The following is a 26,041-nucleotide window of genomic DNA, read 5'->3' as shown; positions in this document are numbered from 1 at the left end:
TATTACATCGAACAGACGGACGTGAAACACACGGTGGTTTTTGTCGATGACAGCACATTAATTGCTAAACACGCGATGCCAATAGTGCATAACGGCATGGCAGGGGGCGTGGCAGAGCAGGCTTATATCTCCCAGTTTTCTATTTTCCACCAAGCTCAGCCCAGCCACCTCGAGTTAAAAGATTACAGCTTTAAAAAGCCCAGCTACGGCTTTTTGCAACAACAAACCGGCAGCGACCTCAGCTTTCAACATAGCGAATACGAGCATTATGATTTCCCCGGTCGTTACAAAGAAGACGGCGTCGGACAAGCACTGAGCCAATACCGATTAGAATACCTCAGACGAGACGCACACATCGCGCGAGGCAAGAGTAACCACCCAGCACTGCAAGCGGGCATCAAATTCGATTTAATCGACAACCTCGAAGAAAGCGCCAACCGAGATTGGATAGTGGTGGAAGTGAGCCACCAAGGCACGCAACCGCAAGCGCTAGAAGAAGACGGTGGGCACGGCGCTACTACCTACAGCAACCAGTTTAAAGTTATTCCCGCGCACAAAACATGGCGAGCCACGCCACAACCGAAGCCGCAAGTGGATGGCCCTATGATAGCCATTGTAGTGGGGCCGGAAGGCGAAGAAATTTACTGTGATGAACATGGGCGAGTAAAGCTGCACTTCCCGTGGGATAGGTACTCCAACGGTAATGAGCAAAGCTCCTGTTGGGTTAGGGTTTCACAGGGGTGGGCAGGCTCACAATATGGCGCGATAGCCATTCCGCGTATTGGTCATGAAGTGATAGTTGAGTTTTTACATGGCGACCCAGACCAACCGATTATTACGGGCAGAACCTACCACGCCACCAACACACCACCTTACGACTTACCCGATCACAAAACCAAAACCGTACTGCGCAGTGAAACTCACCAAGGTGAAGGGTTTAATGAACTCAGTTTTGAAGATCAAGCCAACATTGAAAAAGTGTACCTACACGCGCAAAAGGATTTTGAGGCAGATATCCTCAATGACCACAGCACTCACATCAAACACGACAAACACCTGATTGTTGAAAATGACCGATTCTCTCAAGTGGATAACAACCAACACCTAGTCGTGAGTGGCGAAAGCCGCAGCCAAATCAAGAAAGATCAAACCCAAGTAGTGGATGGCAGCGCACACCAAAAAGTCGGCAGTTTGTATGCGTTGCAATCGGGTAACGAAGTGCACATTAAAAGTGGTGCAAAAGTCGTGATAGAAGCGGGCAGCGAACTGACGCTTAAAGTCGGCGGCAATTTTGTGCGAGTTGATGCCGCAGGGGTTCACTTCGTCGGCTCTGTGATTAATCTCAACTCTGGCGGCAGCGCTGGCAGTGGTAGCGGCTACGGGGGAAAAGTAGCGGCATTGCCCAACGGTGTGGAGTCTCCACCACCACCTGAAGAACTGCTTCGGATGCAAATTACACCTGATATTCTAATGAGTTTGTCGCTGGTGAATGTCCCCGTGGCCACACTTTGCCAGAAGTTCGAAAACGGCGAGTGTGTAAGTGGGGGCTGTCCGTTATGAGTATTGATGCTAAATCATCTGCTAACTTCGACTACTGGTTGGTTGTGGATACTATCCGTATCCCCGATGCAATGGAAATAGTGCGCCAAACAACGCCGATTCACTATTCTCTTAAATTGTTCTCCGGAGATAAACTAGAACACCTTATCGAGCACAGTCCGTTGGTTTTGAACTTAGGGGCTGATGAAGGCGCTTTAGAATGCCTTTCGCTCAAATATTTCGACTCTAGTTCTGTGATATTTGAACTGCCTCAGCAATGCGACGAACTCGTTTTCTTACAGCATCTACAGGCGGTGTTTCTGGCTAATATTGGTCAGACTCCTTCTATGCTACGTTTTTACACCAACGCATTTTGGCAACCAATATATCAAGACCTAATTAGTGAGGATGTAAACACATTATTAGGCCCAACAAATGCAGTCACTTGGTTAATTGAAGGCGGTTTACAGCGTTTAGAGAAGCCAGAGATAAATAATACGCTACCTGAGCAGCCCTATGTGCTGACTTCAGATATCTTCAATTTATGGGTGTAGAAACAATGACTGATAATTTATATACAATTCTAAAAAATGATTGTTTGAGCTTATTAGCTGAGAAATTTAATGTTGATACTGATGTGCTAGTTGCGCTCAACAGCGAACTTATCAAAAACCCTGATTTGATCTATGAAGGGGATAAGCTAAAACTGCCTAAGAAGATTAGTGACGAGCGTTGGCCATTACCAGACGTGCCAAAGTGCGATCCAAAAGTAGACACCTGTAGTAAAGAACGACCTATGGTCGACGTGCTATATGTAGCTGCGGATCCGATTGCTGGTAAACGTACATGGTATTCTGTCACCGCCGATGCTAAACAAAAAATTCTTGAAGAAAAGCAAAAAATGTCAGGGGCGATTGTCGAGGGTGATTTGGAAGCAACCAAAGCAAACCTAAGAGCCTCTGGTTTATTGTCGAAGTTTGAACAGAAGAAACACGAGCAATTTTTAGAATCAGAGCAAGATATAGAGCGCTATAGAACCCTCGCGGTAGTAAAACTCACCATTGAAAATAATGCCTTTGTGGTTGATGGGAAAGACCCAGACCAGTTCTTGCTTAGGGTGGCGGAGGTTTTAAATTTCAACGTTGCTGCAGAGTTTAAACAAAAGTTCGATGTAAGATCATCAATCAATTATCTTGGAACAGCCGAGCAAATGAAGGCAGTGAACGAGACAATGGTCAACCGAGCACTTCGTTCAGAGATAATAAAGCTAACCGATCAAGCCATTGAAGATTTGGAAACAAAGGCCAAGAAGAACGCGAAAGGTAAAGTCGCGAGCGATGGTACATGTTTCGTCTATATGGAAAAACTGGAGTTTTATAGCACGAAACAACAGCGAAAAGTCTACAATGCGGTAAAAAGACTCAATGGCAAATCCAGAACGAAGCGAAAAAAAGAGTCAGATCTAACGTTTTGCACAGTTAAAGAATCTAATGAATATCTTGAGCAGTGGAAAAGTGAGATGCAAAAATCTTGGCAAGATTTGAAGGATGCGCCGCCACTAGTCATCGCCAGAAGAAACGATATATATTTCTATGATGCTCAGAGTATTCATTCGCTAAACTTAAATGGCTATGCGGTTAAAGAACAGTGTCTAACACCCAAGCAATTGTTCGGTGATTCGGGTACGACTCTCGGCCCCAAAGCGTTGGCTGGCATTGATTGGCGAAAAGAAGAAGGGAAAGGCAAAGCGAAAGCCCTCGACATAAACAATGAAAAAATAGAGGCTTTATATGAGGAAGTGGTTGGCACGTCATTAGATGTTAATAGCTCTGCCAATGTGAAGAAAACCGCTGCGCAAGTACAAGGTTCAATCGATTCTAGTCTCAATAATGTTGAGCGCAACTGGGCATATTATCCAACCTTGGCGCTTATCGCTTTAATCGATGCGACGGTCTCAAAACACAAAAAAGCGCTAACTCAAGTGTTAGGTAGCGGGCAAAGCCCAATTGATACGGTGTTTAGTCAGTTGTTGTGGGTAAAACAAGTCGCACAAGCGCGCCTTGAACGCTTAAAGAAGACTGCACAGGCTAATGCCGTAAAAGGGGTAGGAGCGTTACAATTTCGTCTTGAAGGAGACGATGGGAAGTTTCCTCAATCTTTCACTCTGTTATGGACGGAGAACAAGTTTAAACCTAAGCGGATGAATAACAGTGGTTTTCGTAACAAAGCGGGCTACAACGATTTGCAAATTGTGGAGTGCGCTTTTGCTTCTGATGGCGAAGTGTTCTACCTGCGCGGTCCTGCTTGGTTTGTACCCGGCAGTGATAGGCGATTAGTGACTAAATCGAATGGCCATATTGTTAATATAACTTCAAAGATTAAATTTGCGAGCCCTTCTACACAGGGCGCAGAGCAATTGGGTGCGACATCGGTAAAAGATGCACTCGGACAAATATTTGATAAAGAGAATGTAAGTTCTAAAATGGAACTTATACCGATAAAGGTAGAAGGCAATACTGAGTCAACGTTCTGGCAAGAAAGTTACCATTACCAAGAAGGCATATCGCCAGATGGTACTTCCGGCGCGTATTCAGTTGATGCGGGGGTACAGTTTCTTAGATTTAGCGCAAAAGGCGAGGCACAACTCAACACTCCTTTAGATTCATACAGTTCTCTGATAACTCAAACCAAGCAAATCGGCGCAGGGGGGGCGATTTCAGCTTCCTTTGTGGCACTGCAAGGGCAAATGAGCGTTTCGTTTTGCCTTCCGTTACGTGAAGGTGGCGCAAACAACAACCAAAAGGTAGAGCCTTTTCACTTAGAAATCAAATATGTAGATAAATATGGCAAGGTACACAAGTATTCAGCCGGCTTCTTTTATGCACTCATTACCGGTCAGGTTTATGGATTAGCCGGAGCAACGTGCGGGTTAAGTGCCGGAGTAACTATAGGTCCAACGGATATTGGCGAAGGGATAGGAATACGTGGTAACACCATAGATATAACCTCGCCAAATATTGTCGATGTAGCATTAATTGGTGACAGTAATCTGCATACGCTCGAACAAGCAAAAGTGGCGGCAGACGCATCAGTAAAGGGAGATATTTTTGCAGGTGTTGAAGCTGGTGGTATTTTAACCGCTGAAGCATTTTGGTTCCCTCCTAAAGAGACCAGTGCTGCGAAAAAAACTAGTAAACAGGAAGGCACAACGAAACCGCCGAAAGAAAAAGTAATCGCAACTTACGACCCAAAAGAGAAGTTAAAACTGGCTGCAATTTCTGGCAAGGCGACGGTCGCGGCGGGTGTTGGTGCCAGCGCAGAGTTTGGCATCAAACTGCAAGGTGGCGTGTTTATCTTTACCGCTCAAGCTAAGCTTGTTTATGGCGCAGGTTGCGGTGGCTCATTGGAAATGGAGTTAAACGGCACTAGCCTTAACCAGTTTGTTGACTGTTTACTTGGGGTATTAAAGCAAAGCGAATTTAGACGCATCTCTGCTTTTGGCGAAGTTGATGCCAATGGCATGAATAAAGATTTTGAGCTGCTTAATGATGTGCTGACGATTGCCACCGCACTAGGGTTAACCTTCGCCAAAGCCATGCTATTGCCTTTTGATGTATGGGATGACTATAAAAAACAAGCACTAAGTCAGGATTACGCGCCATTTTTGGCAAGTAAGATCAACGAACAAGATCCGACTGTTCAAGCCAAAATGCGTACATGGGTTGTCGCACTCCCTCCAGAAACCCTAGCTAACCTGCTAAGCGCATTATGCGCAAAGCAAAAATGGTCAAGGACTGATAGTAAAGGCGATACAATCTACGCATCTGTCGACAACAAAAACCAAGCGGCAGCGGTAGTTAAGATTATGGATTGGCTTGCTTATGACAAAAATGAAACAGACTTAGTCAATCAAAGGCAGTGGAAAGAGACACTTATTTCAATGGCCGATTTGCCCTACAGTGGCGATAACAAAAATCACACAGCTGAATGGCAAGGGTATAAAGAGAGTTGGTTTAAACTGGCGTATTTTGTATCACAAAGTGGTAAGGGGTCATTGAACGAAGATTTCTCTAGACAATCAATAACACTATCAAAAAATATGGTTCTGACTCAATACGACGAAGTATTTCCTATAAGCATGGGAGCGACGATAAAGAAATATCATGCTTATCCTGTTGAGAATGTAATAAATATCGGTGAGGGCGTCGGAGCGTATGCGAAAGTAGTCAAAAAAACAGGTCTAGCCGAAGAGCACTGGCAATTGCATGAAGATAAAGAAGTGATCATTAATTGGAGTTTAGATGATGTTGGCTTATAAAGCGTTTACTAAATATTTACTACTAATGCTATCTGCAATAGTACTCACTGCTTGCACGCCAGACCCGCAAGGTGATATCCCACTGTTTAAGCAATATATCGAGCAGAATATCAATAAATCGTCCGATGATCCGCATATTTCAGCCTTGGTAAAACCGGGTGATGACCTGTATGAATACCTGAGTAAAATGCAAAGGGGTCTAGGTTATCGCTCTATTTTGGTGCCTTTAATCGAACAAGGTAACACTGAGGCTATGGTCTGGATGGGAAGAGGCAACTCAAACCAACTAGAATTACGTGGAGAAACGATCGCCTTGTTGGGTAGAGCGATGCAAGCAGGTGATCCGTTTGCGGCACTCGCTTTGTCTGATGGTGGGGAAGAGTGCTGGGTGTTTGGTCAAAACTCCTTGAGTACCACCGTTGCTAATGCGCTTGGTGAAGAAGTTCCAAGTGATATTGAAACTTGTTCCGATAAAAATTGGCATGTGGCACAAAAAGGTTTCAAACAGCTCGCAGCACAAGGAGATTTAAGTGCTCAGTACTATCTTCTTCGAAGAGAAAGAATCGATAATCCAGACGAAACCCGTGAATCCAGAGATTACTATATTAAAGAGATAATTCGTTTGGCAGAAGGGCACTACTACAAGCCTATGATGGATTATGTGCATTCGTTGTTTGAAAAAAAGGGTAAGAGCTATCAGCTTACTGGTAGAACCCCAGAGTTAGAAAAAATGGGGATAGACTTGCTAACCATTGCAGCTAACCATAACTATATTCCAGCAATAACTTTTTTGATTGAATATAGAAAGGATAGTATTACTAAAAATGATCCTTTATTTTATAAAGGAGAAAGTTTAGGTTCGGCTATATCAATTAGATGGCAAATGAGGATGTTTACAAAAAAAGATAGAAAAACACTAACGCCAAGCGAAATTTATTATCATGCACTTACATATAAATATTTAACTGGCGGTAGTGACCGCATGTTTGATTATTATTATGAACCAGATTCTCTTGCAGGTGAAGACATAGTTAGTATCGAACAAAAGGCTAAGATAGCGAGTCAAAAAATTACCCCTATGGTTTATCTTGATCGATTCACATTAAGAACAGATTGGGTTGAGAGATAGCCAATCATATAGTTGGAAGATTAGTTGTCAAAAATCTTGGCTAAATATATGGAAAATTAATTGAGCAAAGGCAGCAAGGTTCAAAAATTGAAATCGCTTAATTTAATTACACAGACAAAAGGACTTAACTATGCCTAAAGCGGCACGTATAGGTGACATTGCCTCAGCACATGGCTGCTTTCCACCAACGCCGATTATCGCGGGGAGTGGTGACGTATTTATCAACGGCATTGCCGCAGCAAGGCTAGGTGACGCAACTGCACCACACGGTTGTCCATGCCCGTCGCACGCGTTGGTGATGCAATCAACTGTGGCGGCGCAGTCGCCACCGCCTCCGGCGATGTCACTATCGGCGGTTAGCGCTACGGCATCAGAGTTTGCATCGCATGGAGTGTAGATGAAGCTAGTAGAAGTACTTATCAAATGCCTTGCGCTGATAGGCACAATAGTCAGCCTCTCCGCTTGTGCCCCAGATCCGCAAGATGATATTCCACTGTTTAAGCAATATATTGAGCGGAATATCAATAAAACGTCCGATGACCCTTATATCTCAGCTTCAGTAAAACCGGGTGATGCCCTTTATGAATACCTTAGTAAAATGCAAAGGGGTCAAGGTTATCGCTCTATTTTGGTGCCTTTAATCGAACAAGGTAATACAGATGCTATGGTCTGGATGGGAAGAGGTAACTCGAACCAACTAGAATTACGTGGAGAAACTATCGCTCTGCTAGGTAGAGCGATGCAAGCAGGCGACCCCTTTGCTGCATTAGCTTTGTCCTCTGGAGGGGAGGAGTGCTGGGAATTTGGAAAGAGCTCATTAAGTACTTCCGTTGCCAATGCGCTTGGTGAAGAAGTTCCAAGCGATATTGAAACCTGCTCAAAAGAAAACTGGAAAGTGGCAATGCAAGGTTTTCAAGAACTTGCCGATGACGGTGATCTTCGATCTCAGTATTTTATTCTAACCATGAAAAGAATTCAGCAACCTGACGATTCACGCGAGGCTCATGAGTTCTATATCAAAGAGATAATTCGCTTTGCGGAAGGGCACTACTACCAGCCAATGATGGATTATGTGCGTCCATTATTTGAAAAAGTAGGTAAACATCGCCAACTCACGGCAAAAACGCCAGAGTTGGAAAAAATGAGCATAGATTTACTGACTATTGCAGCTAATCATAACTATATTCCGGCGATTAACTTTCTCATTGAGTATAACCGCCAGACGATAACAACTGATGATCCGCTCTTTACTAAAGGAATTATGCTGGGTTCTAGAATGTCTCTAGTTTGGCAGTTTATTATATTCAATCACATGAGAGAAAGTAAACTCGACCCTAAGGATGTTTATTATTATGCCTCGATTTATAGTTATATTACAGGTAGCGATGACTATATGAGGATGGAGTTTGAGGATAACTCATTGAATGTTGAAGAGCTGAGTTTGCTTGATGCCGAAGTGTCCAAGATAACCCCCAAAATTACTCCTATGGTTTATCTTGATCGATTCACATTGAGAACTGATTGGGTTGAGAGATAGCTGATCGTAAGTAAGACGATGAATTACAGATTATTTGACGAATTGTAATGAGAAAAAGGATTAACTATGCCAATAGCAGCACGATTAGGTGATATCGCCTCAGCACATGGATGTTTTCCACCGGCTCCGGCGATGTCACCATTGGCTAAGATAAATTGGATGATGTTAATTGAAGATTTTAAGTAAATATCTATTTGCGTTGCTCATTACCTTTGTTCTCACTGCTTGCACGCCAGACCCGCAAGATGATATTCCTTTGTTTAAGCAATATATTGAGCGGAATATCAACAAAACGTCTGATGACCCTTATATCTCAGCCTTGGTAAAACCGGGTGATGCCCTGTATGAATTTCTACTTTTAATGCAGCAAGGCCGCGGTGCCTTGGAACCTTTAGAACCATTAATTGAACAGGGCAATACTGAAGCAATGGTTTGGATGGGGCGTACCAATTCAAATGATATTAATGTACGTGGAGAAACTATCGCCTTGTTGGGTAGAGCGATGCAAGCAGGTGACCCGTTTGCGGCTTTAGCCTTGTCCTCTGGAGGGGAGGAGTGCTGGGAATTTGGCAAAAGCTCATTAAGTACTTCCGTTGCCAATGCGCTTGGTGAAGAAGTTCCAAGCGATATTGAAACCTGTTCAAAAGAGAACTGGAAAGTGGCAATGCAAGGTTTTCAGGAACTTGCCGATGACGGTGATCTTCGATCTCAGTATTTTATTCTAACCATGAAAAGAATTCAGCAGCCTGATGATTCACGTGAGGCTCATGAGTTCTATATCAAAGAGATTATTCGCTTTGCAGAAGGTCACTACTACCGGCCTATGATGGATTATGTGCATTCGTTGTTTGAAGCAAAGGGTAAAAGTCGCCAACTCACGGGTAAAACGCCAGAGTTAGAAAAAATGAGCATAGATTTGTTAACCATTGCTGCTAACTATAACTATATTCCTGCAATAACCTTTTTGATTGAATATAGGCAGGATGCCATTAGCAAAGACGACCCTTTGTTTGATAGAGGCATTAAGCTAGGTTCTGGTATGTCTATAAAGTGGAAAACCATGTTATTTACAAAAAAGAACAGAAAAACGCTAACACCAAGAGAGATTTATCATGATGCGCTTATATACAAATATATAAGTGATGATGACTATATATTAGATTATAAGTATGAAGAAGGGACACTCACAGACGAAGAGAAAGCTCTCATTGAGAAAGAAGCTAAAATTGCTGCTAGTGAAATCACCCCAATGGTTTATCTTGACCGATTCACATTAAGAACAGATTGGGTTGAGAGATAGCCAATCATATAGTTGGATGGCTCATTGTTAGGCGACCGCTATCGTTGTAGGCATACCTAGCCCGGTAAGCTTGTTTAGCGCTTTGAGCATGGTTTATACCCGTCATACTTGAAGTTGCAGCGGTGTTGGCTTTGTTCGTGCGGCCCAATCACATAGTTCACCTATGCTCAGGGGGCTTTCTTACTTGCCGCCTACCTGCACCTTTAAGTTTCTTGGGTATAACTTCAAACTATCGCATCGCAGGAAAATATGAGTTATTAGCCTACTACTATAAGATTCATATAGATTCTATTGGCTATGAGGGAGATAAAGTAAACTACAAGACAGTGCGGTCGTTATTTGCTGAAGTGAGAAAAAACCTAACAGCAGGACAGATTGTTGAGATAGAACAAAAAGTCAAAGAATACCTAAAAACCCACACCGTGCATTATCAAAAGCGCATCAAAGATTACGAGTACACGTTAGATTCGATTAAGCAGGCTAAGCCGTAATGCCTTAGAAATCGTACTAACAAGATGAATTGGTTTCCAGCGCCGTTTGCTCGTTATTAATTCAACTAGAGGCAGGAACCCCTAGTTGAATACTAATAGTAGGGCTAGTAGCCTTTCTTGCGTGAGCGATGCTCACTTTGAGTTAAACGGCAATGCTTACTGAACAGCTTACTCTTTGAGCGCTGCTGAGCTAGTGTCGCGCTGTTCCATTCCTGCTCACGCATTAATTTAAAGTAGTTCTTAACCCGCCTTTCATCGATATCACCGTCATCTAATGCCTTTGTAATAGCGCAACCGGGCTCGTCGTTGTGCTTACAATCGCCAAATCGACATTGATCCACCAATGCTTGGATGTCGCTAAATGTTTGCTCAACACCATCGGCACAATCATGGATTTGTAACTCCCTCATTCCGGGAGTGTCGATGAGTACACCACCAGAATTGAGAAGGTGAAGCGATCGGCTGGTTGTGGTGTGACGGCCTTTACTGTCATCTTCCCGAATACTGCTGGTTACTTGGGTTGTTTCGCCAAGAAGACCATTAACCAAAGTGGATTTACCAACACCGGATGAGCCCATAAACGCAACGGTTTTACCGAGCTTGCACCAACTAAGTAGTGGTTGGTATTGATCTGTATCGAGAGCATTTAGAGCCTCAACAAATAACATAGAATCCAGTGCTTGAACTTGAGCTATCTTGTCTTCAAAGTCGGAACAAAGGTCTGCTTTTGTTAAGACAATCACCGGTTCTACTTCGGCATCATGTGCTATAGAAAGGTAGCGTTCGATGCGGCTAAGATTAAAATCGTCGTTTAGTGAACAAACGATAAATAACGTACTAACATTCGCGGCAATCAGTTGTTCGGCGATTTTGCTGCCGGCCGCTTTTCGACTGAAGAGAGATTGCCTATCTAACATACGAATAAATTGACCTTCGGCATCGAGAATGAGCCAATCGCCAACCGCCATATCAGGTAATGATTTGTGCGCAGAAAGTGTTATTTCACCAGCCTCTGAGAGCAGAGTATAGCCACTACGATGGTGTTCACTGACACGAGCAATTATGTGATGCTCAAGATCTTCAAGGGTAAGTTGTTGATGAAATAGGTTGTTCCAACCAAGTTGGTTTAACGTCAAGGTGGAGCTGGCAGTTGAATTCATTTTAAATTCCAAAAGCGTGCAGTCTATATTGCGAGTATTTGCGTTTTTGGGCCACAGTTGACCTCGATAAATCACATCGAGCATAACAAAAGAGGAGGGCGTTAGCCCTCCTCTTTTCTCATATGGTAATAATTAGTGATGGTGCTTCATGCCGCTCATTACTTTTTTGATAGGTGCTTTGAATTTTTGAGTTTCACCACTCGCATAAGTGACTTCTACTTCTATGGATTCACCTTCAACGAGGGGCTTCGTGAGCTCAAACAGCATAATATGTAAGCTGCCTGGTTTTAATGAAGTATGGCTTTGTGCTGGTAATTTGATTTGCTCAATTTGACGCATTTTCATCACTTCGCCTTCATGAACGACATCGTGAAGTTCAACTTTTCCAGCCGCTGGGGTTGTCGCAGCAACGATTGCTCTATCGTTCTCACTGTGATTCATGATATCGACAAAAACCGCGCTAGTGGCAGCGTTAGGTGGCGTTGCACGAGCATACGGGTTGTGCAGCATAATGTCCGAAGCATTCGCAAGAGGGCTTAAAAGTAGAGTGGCTAAAAGTAGAGGCGTCAATTTCATAGTCATTCCTTTGAGGTTGATTCTTGGAGTTTTTCAATTGCCGCGACAATCGGCGCGGGATTAAGGGTATGCGGCACTTTGGTTATGAGTTGACCATCAGGCTGCAACAAATAAAAGTAGGAATTATGGTCAATCGTGTATTTCAGCTGAGAGTCTTTAAGCTCCGTTCTTTTAAATACGACGCCATACTTTTCAGCGATAGGTTTGGTTACAGACAAAGGTGCTGACAAGCCTTCAATATTACTATGGAAATATTGAGCGTACTGATGCGCGTTATTAGCATCATCACGTTCAGGATCAAGGGTAATAAAGATGGGTCTCACGGATGCTAGTGTTTCATCATTGAGTTGCTTTAAAGCGGCCGAAAGCATTGCCAACGATGTTGGACACACATCAGGGCAATGAGTAAATCCAAAGTAGACCACTCTTGTGCGAGAGTCTTTTAAGTCGTAAAGATCAACCATTTGATTATTGGCAGCTTCAAACGAGGCGTTGATCTTCGTTCCTGCAGCTTGCGATGTGTTTGGAACACTTTCTAGGTAAAGCTTTAATCCGTAGCCTAACGTAAATGCGACGACTAAAATTAATGACCAATTTCTACTCATCGTGCCATCCTTATTGCGACATCAATTGATTGCTGTCCATTGCTTAGCTGCCCGACCCAAGTCATAGCCTGCATGGTGCATGCTGGCAATAAAACCTCTGCTTGATATTGGCCATTCTCTGCTTTTGCGATAGCAAAACGTGCGGTACCCATTTCCATTTCGTGTCCTTCTAAGGTCAAACGCAGTGAGTCGACATTGGCTTTTGGCCACTCAACATAAACCTGAATGGGAATGAGTGGCTGTGCAACATCACGACTAATGCTTACGCTAACACCTTTTTGTTCACAGGGTACTGTAGAGAGTTGGCAGTGTGCAGCAAGAGAAGGTTTAGGAGAGGCGGTAAGCCACGACCATGCATCTTGAGCGAAAAATCCGCCAACAAGTGCAAGTACAACAAAGAGAATTTTGATAGGTGCAGACATAGGGCATGAACAACAATTTAAACAAACAGCATGTTATCACATTCATAACATTAGCGTTGTCTGTGCTAACAAATCTGTGTGGAACATCATGCTAGTAAAGCAAGCTTAGTACAGAGTTACCATATATTGGCGTTACTAGTTAGAATAGTACGTCAGCACAAATATGAAGGCATCTCTGGTTTGTTAACTGGTGGTGATTATATATCCTCGTTGTTCTTGTTATACCTTATGTACGGTTTGGATTGTGAATCGCGTAGATTGCGTGATCAAGAATACGCTCGCCAATTCTCTCACTATTGGATATCACACCTTCAAGAACTAAGCCTGAACGTTCAGCTACTGCTCTGCTTGCCCAATTCTCAACCGCGGCGGAAAGTTCAACTTTGTCCATTTGATATTTTGTGAAGGCTAAGTCGATTAACTTTTTCACCACGCGGGTCATAATTCCTTTGTTCGTGTGTTCACGAGATAACCAATAGCCAACTTTGACACGTTTTAACTCGTGGTCGATATCGTTGAAGCTACAGTTACCGACAATCTCACCTTGGAAAAGAATGGCACAAGTTAACGATTTACCTTCGGCATAATCTATTAGTGAGCGCTGAATAAAAAGTCGGAAGTCTTGCTCGGATTGGCAATATGGCGGCCAAGCTAGCCATTGTGACAGATGATCTTGCTGCGTAGAGACTAACGCGCTGTACAGGGGAGCAAAACACTCCTCGACTAAAGCGAGTTCAATATCACTGTCTACACTGAGTGTAAAAAAATGCTTAGAAACCATATTGCCCTTTATTACCTATTGCTGATTAACGAACTGCTTGAATTTAGCTTGGGTTTCTTTATCCGCTTTTTGATACCAAAAATAAAGCATCTCTTCTGCAGTATTGCTATCCACTTTTGCTATTTGTGCATTTTTGCTGGCTGTTACTTGTACTGGTGTTGTTGCTGTGGAGGAAATGATTGCTGCGACACCATTCGTACGGTTATAGATTTCTGACTCAACAACGTAATCACGTCCGAGTTGTAGACCATCTTTTTTCAGTACATCTTGAACGAGCTCGATGGATTGCCCTTGCTGATCGACAAGTTTAAGCTGCCATTGTTTGATCTGCTTTTGAGCTTGGCGTTCATTTCGGTATGTTGGAACCTCGAAGGTTAGTTCTTTATTTGCCGTTGTGAATTTGCTGATAACCGCTTGGCTTTCAACAATAACGCGATCATTGCCTTTAGAGAAGTAAGGCAGGTAGCGAACCACAATTTGGTTTTCACCATCAGCTAATGTTAGAACTTGGTTAGCGCGAAATAAGCCGCCCTCTAACGCAGGCTTTTCTCCGTTGACAGCAAGCACTTGAACGGTATCTGGAATATCAATATTCACTTCAGCATGTGCGGCGCCAACTAAACAAAGCCCAGTTAATAGTGTTGTGAGGGTTTTCATTCGTAATCCTTATAAAGCAGCAAGTTTGAACAAGTCATCGATTCTGAGAATTAAATGCAAGAATCGGCTTGTCTGGTGACTAAAAATTCTTCGAAACGTCATCGCTGAATGCGTTTAAACGCTCTGAATTCGTTATTGTTAAAATGACGGGTTCATTTTAGACACAAAAATGTAAGTTGCTGCGATGATAAGCTGAAAAAGTGGGGAACATCACGTATGTATAAGGTAAAAACTAAAATTAGTGCCGACAAAAATACAAACGACCCGTTATTGGGCCGTTTGATATAACCATCGTTAATACATAGGTTCGCATTTATTAAGTATTCACAGCCCTTACTTTGCCTTGCTTAAGGTTGTTCAATACTTCGGCTTTAGGACCATCAGCAATGATACTGCCTTTCTCCATCACGATGACGCGATCAACCACATCAAGCATAGACGTTTTGTGTGTGATGAGAATGAGAGTGTCATTACTTTTGAGTTGAGCTAACTGTTGCTTGATGTGCATTTCTGAACGGTTGTCCATAGCACTTGTGGGTTCATCCATTAGTAAAACAGGCGGACGACCAAGAATCGCGCGAGCAATGGCGACAGCTTGGCGTTGCCCACCAGAAAGTAATTGCCCACCTTCGCCGACTTGACGTTCTAAACCTGCGGGGTCTTGCTGTGTAAACACCGTCACTCCTGCGCGGTTGGCAGCGTCCATAACGTCGCGATCATCCGCCAATGGGCGACCGAGGGTAATGTTGTCTCGAATCGAACCATAAAAAAGGTGATAGTCTTGTGGTACACAGCCGATGTTACGTCGAATATCGATATGATGTAGTTGCTCGATATCAGTATCATCGATGCGTACATGGCCTTCTGTAGGTCTATACAATCCTAAAACTAATCGTTCTAAGGTGGTTTTACCTGAGCCAATCCGACCAATTATCGCAACTTTCTCACCAGGGGTGATAGTTAGGCTTAAGTTTCGAATCGAAGCCAGCGGCGAATCTGGGTAATGGAATGTGACGTTGTCTAATTCTATCTTGCCGTGAATGATAGGACGGTGAATATAGCGTTTGCCTTCTTCTTGCTCATCCGGCATCGCCATCACTTGTTCGATAATAGTCATTGACGATTTTGCTTGGTTGTAGCGAGCAGAGAGTACTGAAAGTTGCACCATTGGACTAATCGCACGACCGCTTAGCATGGTTGCCGCAATCAACCCACCCATTGTGAGGTTGCCATCTGCAATTAGGTAAACACCAAAAATGATCATACCAATATTGGACGACTGTTGAACAAACCCTGCTGTATTTTGAATACTATCGGTAATTCGTCGGCTTTTTATATTCCAGTTAGCCATATGTGCGACGGCTTCTTCCCAGCGGTACTGAAATTGACTCTGAGCACCAAAAAGTTTAACGGTTTCGAGACCCGCGAGGCTCTCGATTAAGTTGGCATATTTTTGTGAGGCAAGGCGCGAGCCTTCTTCAATTGCTTGGCGTAGTGGTCCTTGGATTAGGAGTGAGTAGATAATCAGAATGACCACGCCAGCAATGGGTACTAGCACTAAGTTGCCTGCCATGAACCAAATCAGCAGTAAGAATAAGATTGCAAACGGGAGATCGATCAGTGATGCAATTGTCGCTGAGGTAAAGAACTCACGAATGGATTCAAATTCTTGCAGGTGGCGCGCAAACGCTCCTACCGATGGGGGGCGAGATTCCATTCGAATCCCCAATACTTTACTAAATAACTTAGAGGAGATAATGATGTCTGATTTTTTCCCCGCGACATCAATAAAGTAGCTGCGCATTAATTTGAGCACTAAGTCAAAAAGGAAAATAACAAAGATGCCACTGGCGAGTACCCACAAGGTTTCAAATGCTAGGTTAGGAACGACTTTGTCATACACCAAACGCGTGAACATCGGCGCCGCGATGGCGAATAGATTGATAAGGATAGAGGCGATAAGAACATCGCGGTAGATGCTTTTTGATTGCCACAATGTCCCCCAGAACCAATGTCCCTCTTTGGTTTTTAGTACTTCAGGCGATCGTTCATCATAACGAAACTGCTTTTTAACTAAGAAATAGCGTCCGATGTAGATTTGCTGTAACTCTTCAATCGGAATCGAAATAGGGACTAATCCTGATTCGCCAGTAACAATTTCTGCTTCATTGCTGTCGGTATTAATGCTGTTTAGTACACATGCATCCCCGCCTTTGAGAAGTAGCACCACGGGGAGCACGAGCTCAGAAATCGCGTTGAGCTCGGTTCGGTTTTCTTTTGCGACCAAGCCTGCTCGCTCGGCTGAACGTGGAAATAGAAATGGCGTGAGCCTACCTTCTGACAAAGGCAACCCATTAATCAGTGCTTCTGGTGAATTCGCTAATCCGTAATAACGACTGATATAGATTAACGAATTTAGTAGTGGGTCTTGCATACTAGCTGCCTTTTTTGCGCTCTAATTTTCGACAATGAAGCCTTGGAAAATATCGATAAAGTGTTCAGATAAGAAATCCAATTGTGTTTGGGTTTCTACCCGAGATGCTATCGTTTTGATACCTAGGTTGTGCGCAGTCCTAGAAATAGAGGTTAAAGTGAACGTCTGCTTCTCATCTTCGAGATGATGGGTGTAAAGATAATCTAACTTAACATAGGCAGGGCGGAATTCGTTGAGATAGTCAAGTGACTGGAAGTTCCGACCATAGTTGTCCACCCCAAAATCAGAGCCCGCAGTACGAATGGCATTGCAAAATAGTGCGGTATGGTGGGGAGCATTTATAAAGCAATTTTCTGGGATCTCAAAGTGAATCAGGTGAGCGAGATTTTTGTGCTTGCTTAGATGCTGGCTTACCCAACGAATAAAGCTTGGCTGGGAGATACTATTTTGCGCGATGTTGATTGCAATTGGTGCATCATAGCTAAATCCGTCTTGTTTTATTTTGGTCAGTACAGAAGCAATGATGTATTGATCAAAAATATGGCTGGCGTTTAGCTGCTCAAGAGCAAATAGATATTGATTGGCACTGTATCGTGTGTCGTCGGTTTCAATCGCGCTGAACATTTCGTAGTGATAAGTTTCGCCTGTACTCGTATTGGCGGGTTGCATGCGGAAGCTAAACCAATCATTACTGATCGCTTCTTCTACGAGCAATTTCCATTGTTGTTTACCCATTAAGGTTCGTGAATCTTCACTGGTGATATAGCCGTAAGCTAGATCTAGATTCGAACTTGCATCAGCCAATGCGTTATCAAGTAGTGTTAAAATATCAGACACAGAGCCATTGGCGGAGTTATGCACGACACCTAAAGAAGCGTTGGCTTTTGCCATGCCCGTCGGGTCAGCATTCAGGTCTTGAACATAAGTGACGATGCTTTCAGCCAAAAGTTTAAGTTCACTTTCATCCATATTTGGCATGATAAAGCCAAATTCATCGGAGGAGATTCGTGAGAGGGTAACTTGGTTTGAGTTGAGCGCGACTTTAAGGTGATCCGCCAACTCGCGAACCATTTTGTCGCTTGCTTCATAGCCTTTATCGTCATAGAGATCTTTAATAAATCGAGCTTCGAGTAATGCAACACCGCCATAACCGCCTTCACTTAACCACGCATTCAGTTGGCTCATGTAGTAAGCGCGGTTACCTAGAGCAGATACAGGGTCTATATAAGCGCGTTCACGAAGTTGTTGAGCTTCTTTGGCTTGGGCTTTAAAAGATTCTTCAAGCTGCGCTGACATGCTATTGATGCCTTCTACCACACTGATCAAATCTGATGTCTTGGGTAAAGGGAGCGGTTCGCCAAATTGATTTCGTGCGACTTGTTTCATTTTTTCGACGATTAAGTTGAGCGGTTTGAGGGCGCGTTTAAGCAAAAACGAGATGGCAAACAGACCAATTAGCAAAACGATACAAAAAGCGATCACGAGATCTTCAAATGCTTTCCAAAGTTGAAGGTAGGCACCGCCGGGGTGGCTGATAATTTCTACTTCAGCTAATTGCATCCATCCACTGGTGACCACTCGGCTATCGTGAATAGGTTCAAACAAGTTAAGATCAACGAACCAATTCGGTACATTGTTGGGTTTAACTGGATAGGAGCGGACAATTTCTTCGCCACTATCTAAAAATATTAATCTCACTACAGAGTAGCTACTACCATCAAATAGTGCGTTGATGACAGACTCCACTGCGACCGTATCTTTGTCTTGTAGATAAGGGGCAAGCGCAAGACCAACGGTGTTGATAGAGTTGTTCACCTCTGAACGTTGCTGCTGTTCAAGGAAATTTCGAGTGGTGTTGAACTCGATAACAGACACTGATATCAACAGTATCATAATGACTGCGATCATCCCTGCGACAAGTTGTTTATGTAAAGTCATGTTAGCTACTCATCGTAATTTACAATTGGTTTTCGTAATTGGAGTGATTTTTCTCGGGCTCGGAGGTCATTCCATAAACTTAAACGGGATGATTTTCCGGCCAGTTGCCCATTCTTCGATTTCATCAACCAAAGATTGCTACCGTTGAAACTGTAGATTGGTAGTAGGTCACGTCTTTTACTGGCAGTCGTGATTTCAGGGTTAATATTGTCAAGAATTAAAGGTTCAGCACTTGGGCTAGAGTAATACGCTAGAACCATATGAAATTGATTTAAACTCAATGCTTTAACATACACGAGACGCAGCTTTTTATCTGAGACTCCTAACTCAAGCAATGAAAAGTATTTGGCGATAGTGAAGTCTTCACAGTCTCCAGCATTGCTACCCAAAAATTCAAGCGGTGTCGCCCAATAGTCATTTTTTCCCCATAGGCGATCATCGTTCACAAAATTCAATTGGTTAAAAAACTGATTCACTCGTGTTAACTGACCTTTTTCGGAGAGGTCTTTATACACAGACATTTCGTTACGCCAGGTTGTGACACGAAGACCAGCCCGTTCACCATAAATTCTTGTCACATTGTCGATCAATCGTTGTTCAGAACGATTTAAAGCTTGTGATGCCGTGGCGCTTAACAAGACCATGACTGTCGCGATGGTTGTTAGCGTCTTTGCCTTGCTGGTGGTTCGAAACCGTTGCAACTCCATTACCTCTATTCTTTTAAGGCATTGGTTTTGGCGCTTAAAATTGGCTTCAACAGATAATCCATAACCGTGCGTTTACCAGTAATAATATCAACAGAAGCGGTCATCCCCGGAATAATAGGTAGAGATTCATCTTTGTTGAGTGAGGTTTCACTGGTACGAACTCGCACTAAATAGAAACTGTTGCCTTCTTCGTCGACTGTCGTATCCGCACTGATGTGTTCTAACGTTCCTTCTAGTCCGCCATATTTAGTGAAATCGTAGGCACTGAATTTTACAATGGCTAATAGCTCTGGGCGTAGAAAGGCAATATCTTGAGGGGCGATCTTCGCCTCGACCAATAACGTGTCTTCGCTTGGTACAATTTCTACGATGTCCATACCCGGTTGAATCACGCCACCGACCGTGTTGATGTTTAATGTTTTTACTGTACCAGTAACGGGTGATACCACCACAGTACGATTCACGCGGTCTTGTAAACCAACCGTCGATTCAGACATAGCTGATAGCTTGTCTTGTGCTTCATTGAGTTTTTCTTGCTGTTCGGAGCGAAATTTTTGTGCAGCATCAATACGACCGAGCATGGACTCTTGGATAGCAGATCGCAATACAGGTACTTTGAGTTCGCTCGATGTCATTTCTCGGCGTGTATCATTAACTTGTCTTTGTAGCTTCAACAATTCAATTCGTGGTACGACACCTTCTTCAGCTAGAGGTTTGGTGATCTCCAATTCTTTTCGGGCAAAGCTATAGCTTTCACGTAAGTTTCGTACACGGGCGCGAATCTCAATTAGATCTTGTTGCTTTTGTTTGACCTGTTGGTCAATCAAGGAGACTTGGTTACGCAGCTCATTGAGGTTTTGTCGGTATTCTGCCTTTTGTCGCGCGACCAACCTTGGGCGTTTGAGTTCAAAATCTTCGGGGTAAAAGAGGTTGTCATAATTGAGTATGACGTTCTGTTGCCACGTCTTGCTATCAAAGTCTTCATTTATCTCAACGCTAGCTAGTGAAGCAGAGAGTTGGATGACATGTGCAGTAAGGTTAGCGACTTGCTGCTCTCGTTCACGAAAGTCAGAGCGAAATCGAGTGTCATCAATCAGTAATAGTTGCTGCCCTTTCTGTACCAATTCACCTTCATGTACCAAAATTGCCTTAACCAGGCCGCCTTCTAAGTTCTGAATGACTTGTATCTGTGATGAGGGGACGACTTTACCTTGACCTGCCGTTACTTTATCAATCTCAGCCCATGATGCCCATGCTATGGCGATAATGAAGAACAACAGCATCAACCAAAGCATAATACGTGCGCTGCTTGGTGTGTTTAAAAGTAGCGCTGCGGTTTTGTCATCCACGTAATCCAACTCGTCTGAACTCAGACGGTTGTAATTGCTTTTACTCATAAATAGTCCTTGGCGTTGATGACAGCATTTATTTGATTTTATTACCTTAACGCACGATTGTTAAGAACTTGATATAAAAGCACAGCCAATAAATCGAGTTTTCCGTAAACTAAAGGGTGATCCAGCCTTAATTTACTGACTTAAGTCTAGCTTCAATCAAGGTGTACCACTTGAGTTATCAATAATATGAGCGCACAATCACGAAAAAATGTTCAGGAGTGAATATGGAACTTGAAGATATTCGACGCGAGTACATTAAAGGTGGGTTGCGTCGCGAAGATTTATTGAGCGATCCAATCGATCAATTCAACTTTTGGCTTCAGCAAGCTATTGATGCCAAGTTGATGGACCCAACTGCTATGACTGTTGCCACCGTCGATGAAACTGGTCAACCTTATCAACGTATCGTACTGTTAAAACACTGCGATCAAGATGGTTTTGTTTTCTACACTAACTTAGGTAGTAGAAAAGCACAACACGTTGAAAATAACGCAAAAGTTAGCCTACATTTCCCTTGGCATAATCTTGAGCGCCAAGTGAACATACTTGGTGTGGCAGAGAAATTGACGACGATTGAAAATGTGAAGTATTTCACTTCTCGACCGAAAGAGAGCCAGCTAGCTGCGTTAGCGAGTAAGCAAAGTAGTCGTATTTCAGCTCGTGGTGTGCTGGAAGGTAAATTTTTGGAACTAAAACAAAAATTTGCTAAGGGTGAAATTCCGGTTCCGTCTTTCTGGGGTGGATACCGCATTAGACCGACCAGTATTGAATTCTGGCAAGGCGGTGAGCATAGATTGCATGATAGATTTTTATACTCTCATGAAAAAAATCAATGGGATATTGACCGCTTAGCACCATAAAAACGAACGCCGCAATTATGCGGCGTTTTCATTATATAATACAACAGAGAGTTGGGTTCTTAGCAGTGTTTGAGGTATGTAGGAACCATAACCTCGCTCCAGCGCTATATCGACTAGATGAGTTTTGCTGTGGGCATTAAACTTTGCTCGTAATCGAGCGACGTAGCCTTCGAATGTTTTAATCGAGATGCCCATTGCAGTCGCAATGAATGTCGGCTTTTTGCCATATAGCAGCAAAAATAATACTTCCTGTTCCCTCGGTGTTAATCTTTCCCTTTCTTTGGATGATGTTTCCCACTTAGTCATTTTAAGACCAGAGAAAATTCCTGTAGCTCGGCAAATCCAATGACCCACTTCTAATATGGCAGTTTCAGTTAAGTCTTGACCATAGAAAATGGTGCCTTGCACTATACCTTCGGCATCGTACCATGGCTTTTTACTAAAAATATGAGCCCGCCAACTGCCATCTGGATAAGGATGGACGTCAAGAATTTTCAATGAGCATTCATTTGCAATGACGAATTCGTCTTGCTCGCGAAATTCTTGCGCACAGTTTGCTACTTGGCAGGGTATTTGATGGTCAGACAGCCCTGCTACCTGCTCTGCAGATTGTAAGCCAACGAGTTGTGCATAGGCGCTATTTGCATAGACAAAGACGGAGTTTAGATCTTTGCATCCCCAATAGCCCGGCAGCTGGTTGACCAGCGAATCTAAACTAATATCCACTGATGTTACTCGGATTTCTTATTTATGAGACTGAATGGTGAAATGGTATGTCATTCTAAGGGATGATGGAATAAAAAAAGCCAGACATCTCACAATATCTGGCAAACACAAGAATAATTCTTGTCGACGTGTAGAAGAGGTTCTACCACTCAGCGAGGGTAAGCTGAGCAATAGAGGTGCCAACAATTCGATTGCTGATACCGAGAACAAGCGTTATACGCCTGAACCACTGGGTGTAATTTATCGTGGGGACTGGATTCAAGGAAGGGGGGAAATCCCCCCCTTAATTTATAAGTGTGATCTAGAGCTAGTTTATGCTTCTAACTACACGGAAACCGACGTAGTTGGCTGCACTTGCTGAGGATAGGTATAAGCGCTCATGAGCAACGGCTTTAGCTGGTGAAAAGTTCCACGCGCCGCCTTTAGCTATGCCGTGAGAGTCGTTGGTCCATTGCCAAACATTACCGACTGAATCGTATATTCCAAGCGGGTTCGCTTTGAACGCATCAACAGGTGCGGTGCTGGTGTTTGCCCATTGAGAGCTACTCCAACCTGTGTTGGCATCACCAGTGACAAAGTGGTTACCCCACCAATAGTCTGCTTGGCTACCGGCTCGAGCGGCGATTTCCCATTCATCTTCACTTGGTAAGCGATATTGGAACCCTGTTTGGGCGCTTAACCATTTTGTATAGGCATTGGCATCATTTCGGCTAACACAAACCACTGGAGAGTTGGCAAACTGTTTAAAGCCAGGGTTGCGCCAATAACTCTTCTCAATAGCGGTTACTTCACCATTTTCGATAGCGGTACAGGTATTTTTCATCTCTGCATCAGTTTGGTAATCCGTCTGACGGACAAAGTGATCAAATTGACTCACTGTGACCGGAGTGGCACCAATACCGAAAGCATGATCAAGGAAGTATTGATTAGATGCGTGTTCACCAATCAAGTATTCACCCGGAACAATTGCAACTAATTGAGGTGCTTTAACGTCCTTACTAATTAGGTCCGCAAACTTGTCACCTGCTCTTAATACATTGGCTTTTTGCTTAAGGTTGGCTCTGAAGCTTCGATCAGAATTGATAGCAAGGTTTTGTTCAAAGTTTCGATAACCTTCCTTTTTGATCACTAAGTGATGCTGACCGACTGGCAACATGATTTCTACGGGAGTGCTGCCATAAGAAACCCCGTCAACGAAGACTTGGTCATTATACTGATTAGAGCGAACATCGAGGGTTACCCAAGCAATTTCTTGTTCATCTTGAAACTGCTGACCGGAAATATAGCCGGCGTCGAAACAATATTGCTTATCAACACCAAGCAATGAACACGCTGCACTGTCATTTGGTCTAGCTTCCAATGAAACGTCGAGTATAGTGCGATAGCGTTGACCGTCATAAAATCCAGATTTTTTGGCTTTGTGGCGCATCACATGGATATTGAGGGCTGCTTTATGCACATTGCCTTGCACTAGCTTAGACTCTGTCGTCTGTTCAATCAGTAGTGCTTGGAATGTCTTCACGGCTTTTTGCAGCGCGAGATCGCGTGTTTGAGCATCACATTGTGCCAAGGTCATATCAGACTGACAGCGGTTAGTGAAGCTAACAGTGACTTGTTGCTCTGGAGATAGTTCCGCTTTAAGCCTGTTTACACGCGCTCGGAGCTTTGCTTTGTCATATTGATTGATATCCTGCTCAATCGCACTCACTTGAGCGGCATGAGTTGTGAGAAGCTGATTGGCTTCTTCAACTTGTTGCTCAATGTTAAGTTGTTCATTTTGATTTTGTTTAATGTTTTTCCAAACATCTTGGTAGGCAGCTTGTGTGGCAGCGAGGTCGACACTAGGGTCGTCAATCATACGTTGATAATCTGTTTCTAGCTGAGCTTTTACCGCTTGGAATTTCTCGCTAAGAGTCTTTCCTTGCTGTTGTATTTGTTTTAGCTCGTTTTGATACTGAGAAACAGTTGCTTGCTGTTCTTTACGAATCTGCAGGGCATTTTTAAGTTCGGTATGCTTAGAAAATAGCTGGTCTTCAATGGCGAGCACAGTATTTGCTTGGCTTTCAGCCAATGCATAACTGCTCAAAAGGCATGGAGCCAGTACCAAAAAAAGAGTCGAGAGACGTGTTCGCATCATCGTATTTCTATCTTAAATTAAATCTATTCGGCTATTCTAAACGAAAACGCCATTTTGTCTTAAGTTATCGTTAGATAACTTAGAAGCAAAATGGCGCTTTCGCTCATCTTTGTGAATTGGCTCGTTTTTATTGTAAAGAACAAGTTACGTTAACTTTGTTCTTTTGAACGAAGTTTCACCCACACGGTGTCATTCTGACCGATTGTGACTTCACGGTTGTACGTTTGGTATCCTTCTTTAGATACCGTCACTTTATGCAATCCTTTTGGTAGCAAGACTTCAACAGGTGTACTGCCATACTTAATACCGTTGATTACAACGTTATCATTGTATTGGTCAGAACGTACTGTCATGCTAATCCAATTTTTATCTTGCTGTTTCTTCTGCGTAAAAGTGTCGTCTTTCAAACAGTATCGCGAAGAAACATTAAGCATTTTACATGCAGCCGTTGCTTCGGGTTTTGCCTGAAGTTGCGCTTGTAATTCAGTAAAGTAGCTATTGTTGCCTTCAAAACCAGCACTAATGATTTGGCTTTCTTGAACATGAACGTTCAATTGAACCCCATTGGCATTCTGCTTCGCTAAGGTCGACTCAGTCAGTTTTTCCATTAACTGTGCTTTAAATGCTTTAACTGCTTTTTGCTTCGTTAATTGATGACCTTGGCTAGTACACTCACCGAGTGTCATAGTCGCAGAACAATTGGTCTTGAAGCTAGTTTGCATTACGTTGCCTTCGCTGAGTTCAGCAGCTAGGCGCTTAACGCGGGCTTCGACCTTTTGCTCTTCAAGATAGGAAAACTCAGAGCTTAAACGTGCTTGCCTTTGTTTGATTTGGGAAAGTCGAACTTCGCTTTCTGTTGTCAATTGTTGGTTTTCAAGCAATGTGCTTTGGTTGTCTTTCACGGCTGACCATGAATCTTGATAAGCTTTTTGGAAGCTCATCAAGTCGATATCAGGATCATCAAGTAAACGACTGTATTGTTTGTCCAAAGCAGATTTAGCGCGATTACGTTTTGCGTTTAACTCTTGCTCATCACGCTTTAGCTTTGCGTTTTCATTTTGCAGTTGCTGAAAGCGTTGAGCTTCAGAATCGTATTCTGCAGCTGTGGTGCTTAAATCTGACTCTTTATTGCTCAGTTTTTCATCGATGACAGCAACAGGGTCAGCGGAAGCTTCTTCTGCAGCTATCGAAGTCGATAGCCAAAATGGGCTTAGCGCGAGCAAAAGCGCTGGGATGCGACGTGTGATCATAAGTCTCTACAAAATTGCGTTTTAATTCACTGAATATTATAAATATTCAAGACGTTGCTTAAACAGCCCATTGATTC

21 protein-coding genes and 1 pseudogene are annotated in these 26,041 nt (G+C 43.2%); 9 read left to right on the top strand and 13 right to left on the bottom strand.

Features of this window, described 5'->3' with window-relative positions:
• The 8 genes and pseudogenes from tssI to L4C38_RS11770 all read left to right on the top strand — a co-directional run.
• Nucleotides 1-1,560, top strand: a 1,560-nt coding sequence (gene tssI, locus L4C38_RS11805) for a type VI secretion system tip protein TssI/VgrG (protein ID WP_428797758.1), incomplete at its 5' end; no start/stop codon positions are given.
• Nucleotides 1,557-2,093, top strand: a complete 537-nt coding sequence (locus L4C38_RS11800) for a DUF4123 domain-containing protein (protein ID WP_428797757.1) — start codon at nucleotides 1,557-1,559, stop codon at nucleotides 2,091-2,093. The genes tssI and L4C38_RS11800, both read left to right, overlap by 4 nt.
• Before the next feature lie 5 nt (nucleotides 2,094-2,098).
• Complete coding sequence (locus tag L4C38_RS11795) at nucleotides 2,099-5,857, top strand: LysM peptidoglycan-binding domain-containing protein (protein ID WP_428797756.1); 3,759 nt, start codon at nucleotides 2,099-2,101, stop codon at nucleotides 5,855-5,857.
• Nucleotides 5,841-6,986, top strand: a complete 1,146-nt coding sequence (locus L4C38_RS11790; RefSeq protein ID WP_428797755.1) for a hypothetical protein — start codon at nucleotides 5,841-5,843, stop codon at nucleotides 6,984-6,986. Before L4C38_RS11795 ends, L4C38_RS11790 begins: the two co-directional genes overlap by 17 nt.
• A gap of 130 nt (nucleotides 6,987-7,116) precedes the next feature.
• Nucleotides 7,117-7,346: pseudogene (locus L4C38_RS11785) on the top strand (PAAR domain-containing protein).
• A 37-nt stretch (nucleotides 7,347-7,383) separates the two neighbouring features.
• The gene (locus L4C38_RS11780) at nucleotides 7,384-8,523 is read left to right on the top strand and encodes a hypothetical protein (RefSeq protein WP_428797754.1); all 1,140 of its coding nucleotides are present in this window, start codon (nucleotides 7,384-7,386) and stop codon (nucleotides 8,521-8,523) included.
• 169 nt (nucleotides 8,524-8,692) lie between these two features.
• Entirely contained in the window at nucleotides 8,693-9,823 is a 1,131-nt protein-coding gene (locus tag L4C38_RS11775; protein ID WP_428797753.1) for a hypothetical protein, read from the top strand.
• A 326-nt stretch (nucleotides 9,824-10,149) separates the two neighbouring features.
• A complete protein-coding gene (locus L4C38_RS11770) occupies nucleotides 10,150-10,314 on the top strand; it encodes a hypothetical protein (RefSeq protein ID WP_428797752.1) in 165 nt (54 codons plus the stop codon).
• A gap of 104 nt (nucleotides 10,315-10,418) precedes the next feature.
• On the opposite strand, the gene rsgA is transcribed toward L4C38_RS11770, so the two are convergent.
• The 10 genes from rsgA to L4C38_RS11720 all read right to left on the bottom strand — a co-directional run bounded on the left by rsgA (nucleotide 10,419) and on the right by L4C38_RS11720 (nucleotide 20,991).
• Nucleotides 10,419-11,474 carry a ribosome small subunit-dependent GTPase A gene (gene rsgA, locus L4C38_RS11765; RefSeq protein WP_428797751.1) on the bottom strand — a complete coding sequence of 352 codons (1,056 nt, stop codon included), beginning with the start codon at nucleotides 11,472-11,474 and terminating at the stop codon, nucleotides 10,419-10,421.
• Nucleotides 11,475-11,606: 132 nt separating this feature from the next.
• Nucleotides 11,607-12,050, bottom strand: a complete 444-nt coding sequence (locus L4C38_RS11760; RefSeq protein WP_428797750.1) for a copper chaperone PCu(A)C — start codon at nucleotides 12,048-12,050, stop codon at nucleotides 11,607-11,609.
• Nucleotides 12,051-12,052: 2 nt separating this feature from the next.
• On the bottom strand, nucleotides 12,053-12,655 hold the full coding sequence (locus tag L4C38_RS11755; RefSeq protein ID WP_428797749.1) for an SCO family protein: 603 nt from the start codon (nucleotides 12,653-12,655) through the stop codon (nucleotides 12,053-12,055).
• Nucleotides 12,652-13,077: a hypothetical protein gene (locus L4C38_RS11750; protein WP_428797748.1), complete on the bottom strand. Its 426-nt coding sequence runs from the start codon at nucleotides 13,075-13,077 to the stop codon at nucleotides 12,652-12,654. The genes L4C38_RS11755 and L4C38_RS11750 overlap by 4 nt, the downstream gene beginning before the upstream one ends.
• Nucleotides 13,078-13,303: 226 nt before the next feature.
• Complete coding sequence (locus tag L4C38_RS11745) at nucleotides 13,304-13,858, bottom strand: GNAT family N-acetyltransferase (RefSeq protein WP_428797747.1); 555 nt, start codon at nucleotides 13,856-13,858, stop codon at nucleotides 13,304-13,306.
• Between the two features lie 15 nt (nucleotides 13,859-13,873).
• Nucleotides 13,874-14,515, bottom strand: a complete 642-nt coding sequence (locus tag L4C38_RS11740) for a DUF2057 family protein (RefSeq protein ID WP_428797746.1) — start codon at nucleotides 14,513-14,515, stop codon at nucleotides 13,874-13,876.
• 316 nt (nucleotides 14,516-14,831) lie between these two features.
• On the bottom strand, nucleotides 14,832-16,949 hold the full coding sequence (locus L4C38_RS11735) for a type I secretion system permease/ATPase (protein WP_428797745.1): 2,118 nt from the start codon (nucleotides 16,947-16,949) through the stop codon (nucleotides 14,832-14,834).
• Nucleotides 16,950-16,970: 21 nt separating this feature from the next.
• Nucleotides 16,971-18,887, bottom strand: coding sequence for a bifunctional diguanylate cyclase/phosphodiesterase (locus tag L4C38_RS11730; RefSeq protein ID WP_428797744.1), 1,917 nt, complete (start codon nucleotides 18,885-18,887; stop codon nucleotides 16,971-16,973).
• A gap of 5 nt (nucleotides 18,888-18,892) precedes the next feature.
• Entirely contained in the window at nucleotides 18,893-19,531 is a 639-nt protein-coding gene (locus L4C38_RS11725) for a transglutaminase-like cysteine peptidase (protein ID WP_428797766.1), read from the bottom strand.
• Nucleotides 19,532-19,599: 68 nt separating this feature from the next.
• Nucleotides 19,600-20,991 carry an HlyD family type I secretion periplasmic adaptor subunit gene (locus L4C38_RS11720; protein WP_428797743.1) on the bottom strand — a complete coding sequence of 464 codons (1,392 nt, stop codon included), beginning with the start codon at nucleotides 20,989-20,991 and terminating at the stop codon, nucleotides 19,600-19,602.
• A gap of 224 nt (nucleotides 20,992-21,215) precedes the next feature.
• Between L4C38_RS11720 and pdxH the strand changes: the two genes are divergently transcribed.
• Nucleotides 21,216-21,851 (top strand): pyridoxamine 5'-phosphate oxidase, encoded by a 636-nt coding sequence (pdxH, locus tag L4C38_RS11715; protein WP_428797742.1) that lies wholly within the window; start codon nucleotides 21,216-21,218, stop codon nucleotides 21,849-21,851.
• Nucleotides 21,852-21,866: 15 nt separating this feature from the next.
• On the opposite strand, the gene L4C38_RS11710 is transcribed toward pdxH, so the two are convergent.
• The 3 genes from L4C38_RS11710 to L4C38_RS11700 all read right to left on the bottom strand — a co-directional run bounded on the left by L4C38_RS11710 (nucleotide 21,867) and on the right by L4C38_RS11700 (nucleotide 25,964).
• Nucleotides 21,867-22,577 carry a helix-turn-helix transcriptional regulator gene (locus tag L4C38_RS11710; protein WP_428797741.1) on the bottom strand — a complete coding sequence of 237 codons (711 nt, stop codon included), beginning with the start codon at nucleotides 22,575-22,577 and terminating at the stop codon, nucleotides 21,867-21,869.
• Between the two features lie 307 nt (nucleotides 22,578-22,884).
• A complete protein-coding gene (locus L4C38_RS11705; protein ID WP_428797765.1) occupies nucleotides 22,885-24,711 on the bottom strand; it encodes an SUMF1/EgtB/PvdO family nonheme iron enzyme in 1,827 nt (608 codons plus the stop codon).
• A gap of 152 nt (nucleotides 24,712-24,863) precedes the next feature.
• Nucleotides 24,864-25,964, bottom strand: a complete 1,101-nt coding sequence (locus tag L4C38_RS11700; protein WP_428797740.1) for a PEGA domain-containing protein — start codon at nucleotides 25,962-25,964, stop codon at nucleotides 24,864-24,866.
• Nucleotides 25,965-26,041 lie beyond the last annotated feature (77 nt).

This window comes from Vibrio kasasachensis (assembly GCF_050337565.1).
Classification (GTDB): domain Bacteria; phylum Pseudomonadota; class Gammaproteobacteria; order Enterobacterales; family Vibrionaceae; genus Vibrio; species Vibrio kasasachensis.
This window is presented reverse-complemented; position numbering and strand designations above follow the sequence as displayed.

What these genes read in the sequence shown, in the direction of transcription:
- L4C38_RS11760 (WP_428797750.1), bottom strand. Translation starts at nt 12,050, where the DNA reads ATGAAATTGACGCCTCTACTTTTAGCCACTCTACTTTTAAGCCCTCTT.
- L4C38_RS11700 (WP_428797740.1), bottom strand. Translation starts at nt 25,964, where the DNA reads ATGATCACACGTCGCATCCCAGCGCTTTTGCTCGCGCTAAGCCCATTT.
- rsgA (WP_428797751.1), bottom strand. Translation starts at nt 11,474, where the DNA reads ATGAATTCAACTGCCAGCTCCACCTTGACGTTAAACCAACTTGGTTGG.
- L4C38_RS11730 (WP_428797744.1), bottom strand. Translation starts at nt 18,887, where the DNA reads ATGACTTTACATAAACAACTTGTCGCAGGGATGATCGCAGTCATTATG.
- L4C38_RS11720 (WP_428797743.1), bottom strand. Translation starts at nt 20,991, where the DNA reads ATGAGTAAAAGCAATTACAACCGTCTGAGTTCAGACGAGTTGGATTAC.
- L4C38_RS11755 (WP_428797749.1), bottom strand. Translation starts at nt 12,655, where the DNA reads ATGAGTAGAAATTGGTCATTAATTTTAGTCGTCGCATTTACGTTAGGC.
- pdxH (WP_428797742.1), top strand. Translation starts at nt 21,216, where the DNA reads ATGGAACTTGAAGATATTCGACGCGAGTACATTAAAGGTGGGTTGCGT.
- L4C38_RS11795 (WP_428797756.1), top strand. Translation starts at nt 2,099, where the DNA reads ATGACTGATAATTTATATACAATTCTAAAAAATGATTGTTTGAGCTTA.
- L4C38_RS11725 (WP_428797766.1), bottom strand. Translation starts at nt 19,531, where the DNA reads ATGGTCTTGTTAAGCGCCACGGCATCACAAGCTTTAAATCGTTCTGAA.
- L4C38_RS11740 (WP_428797746.1), bottom strand. Translation starts at nt 14,515, where the DNA reads ATGAAAACCCTCACAACACTATTAACTGGGCTTTGTTTAGTTGGCGCC.
- L4C38_RS11790 (WP_428797755.1), top strand. Translation starts at nt 5,841, where the DNA reads ATGATGTTGGCTTATAAAGCGTTTACTAAATATTTACTACTAATGCTA.
- L4C38_RS11800 (WP_428797757.1), top strand. Translation starts at nt 1,557, where the DNA reads ATGAGTATTGATGCTAAATCATCTGCTAACTTCGACTACTGGTTGGTT.
- L4C38_RS11750 (WP_428797748.1), bottom strand. Translation starts at nt 13,077, where the DNA reads ATGTCTGCACCTATCAAAATTCTCTTTGTTGTACTTGCACTTGTTGGC.
- L4C38_RS11780 (WP_428797754.1), top strand. Translation starts at nt 7,384, where the DNA reads ATGAAGCTAGTAGAAGTACTTATCAAATGCCTTGCGCTGATAGGCACA.
- L4C38_RS11735 (WP_428797745.1), bottom strand. Translation starts at nt 16,949, where the DNA reads ATGCAAGACCCACTACTAAATTCGTTAATCTATATCAGTCGTTATTAC.
- L4C38_RS11705 (WP_428797765.1), bottom strand. Translation starts at nt 24,711, where the DNA reads ATGCGAACACGTCTCTCGACTCTTTTTTTGGTACTGGCTCCATGCCTT.
- L4C38_RS11745 (WP_428797747.1), bottom strand. Translation starts at nt 13,858, where the DNA reads ATGGTTTCTAAGCATTTTTTTACACTCAGTGTAGACAGTGATATTGAA.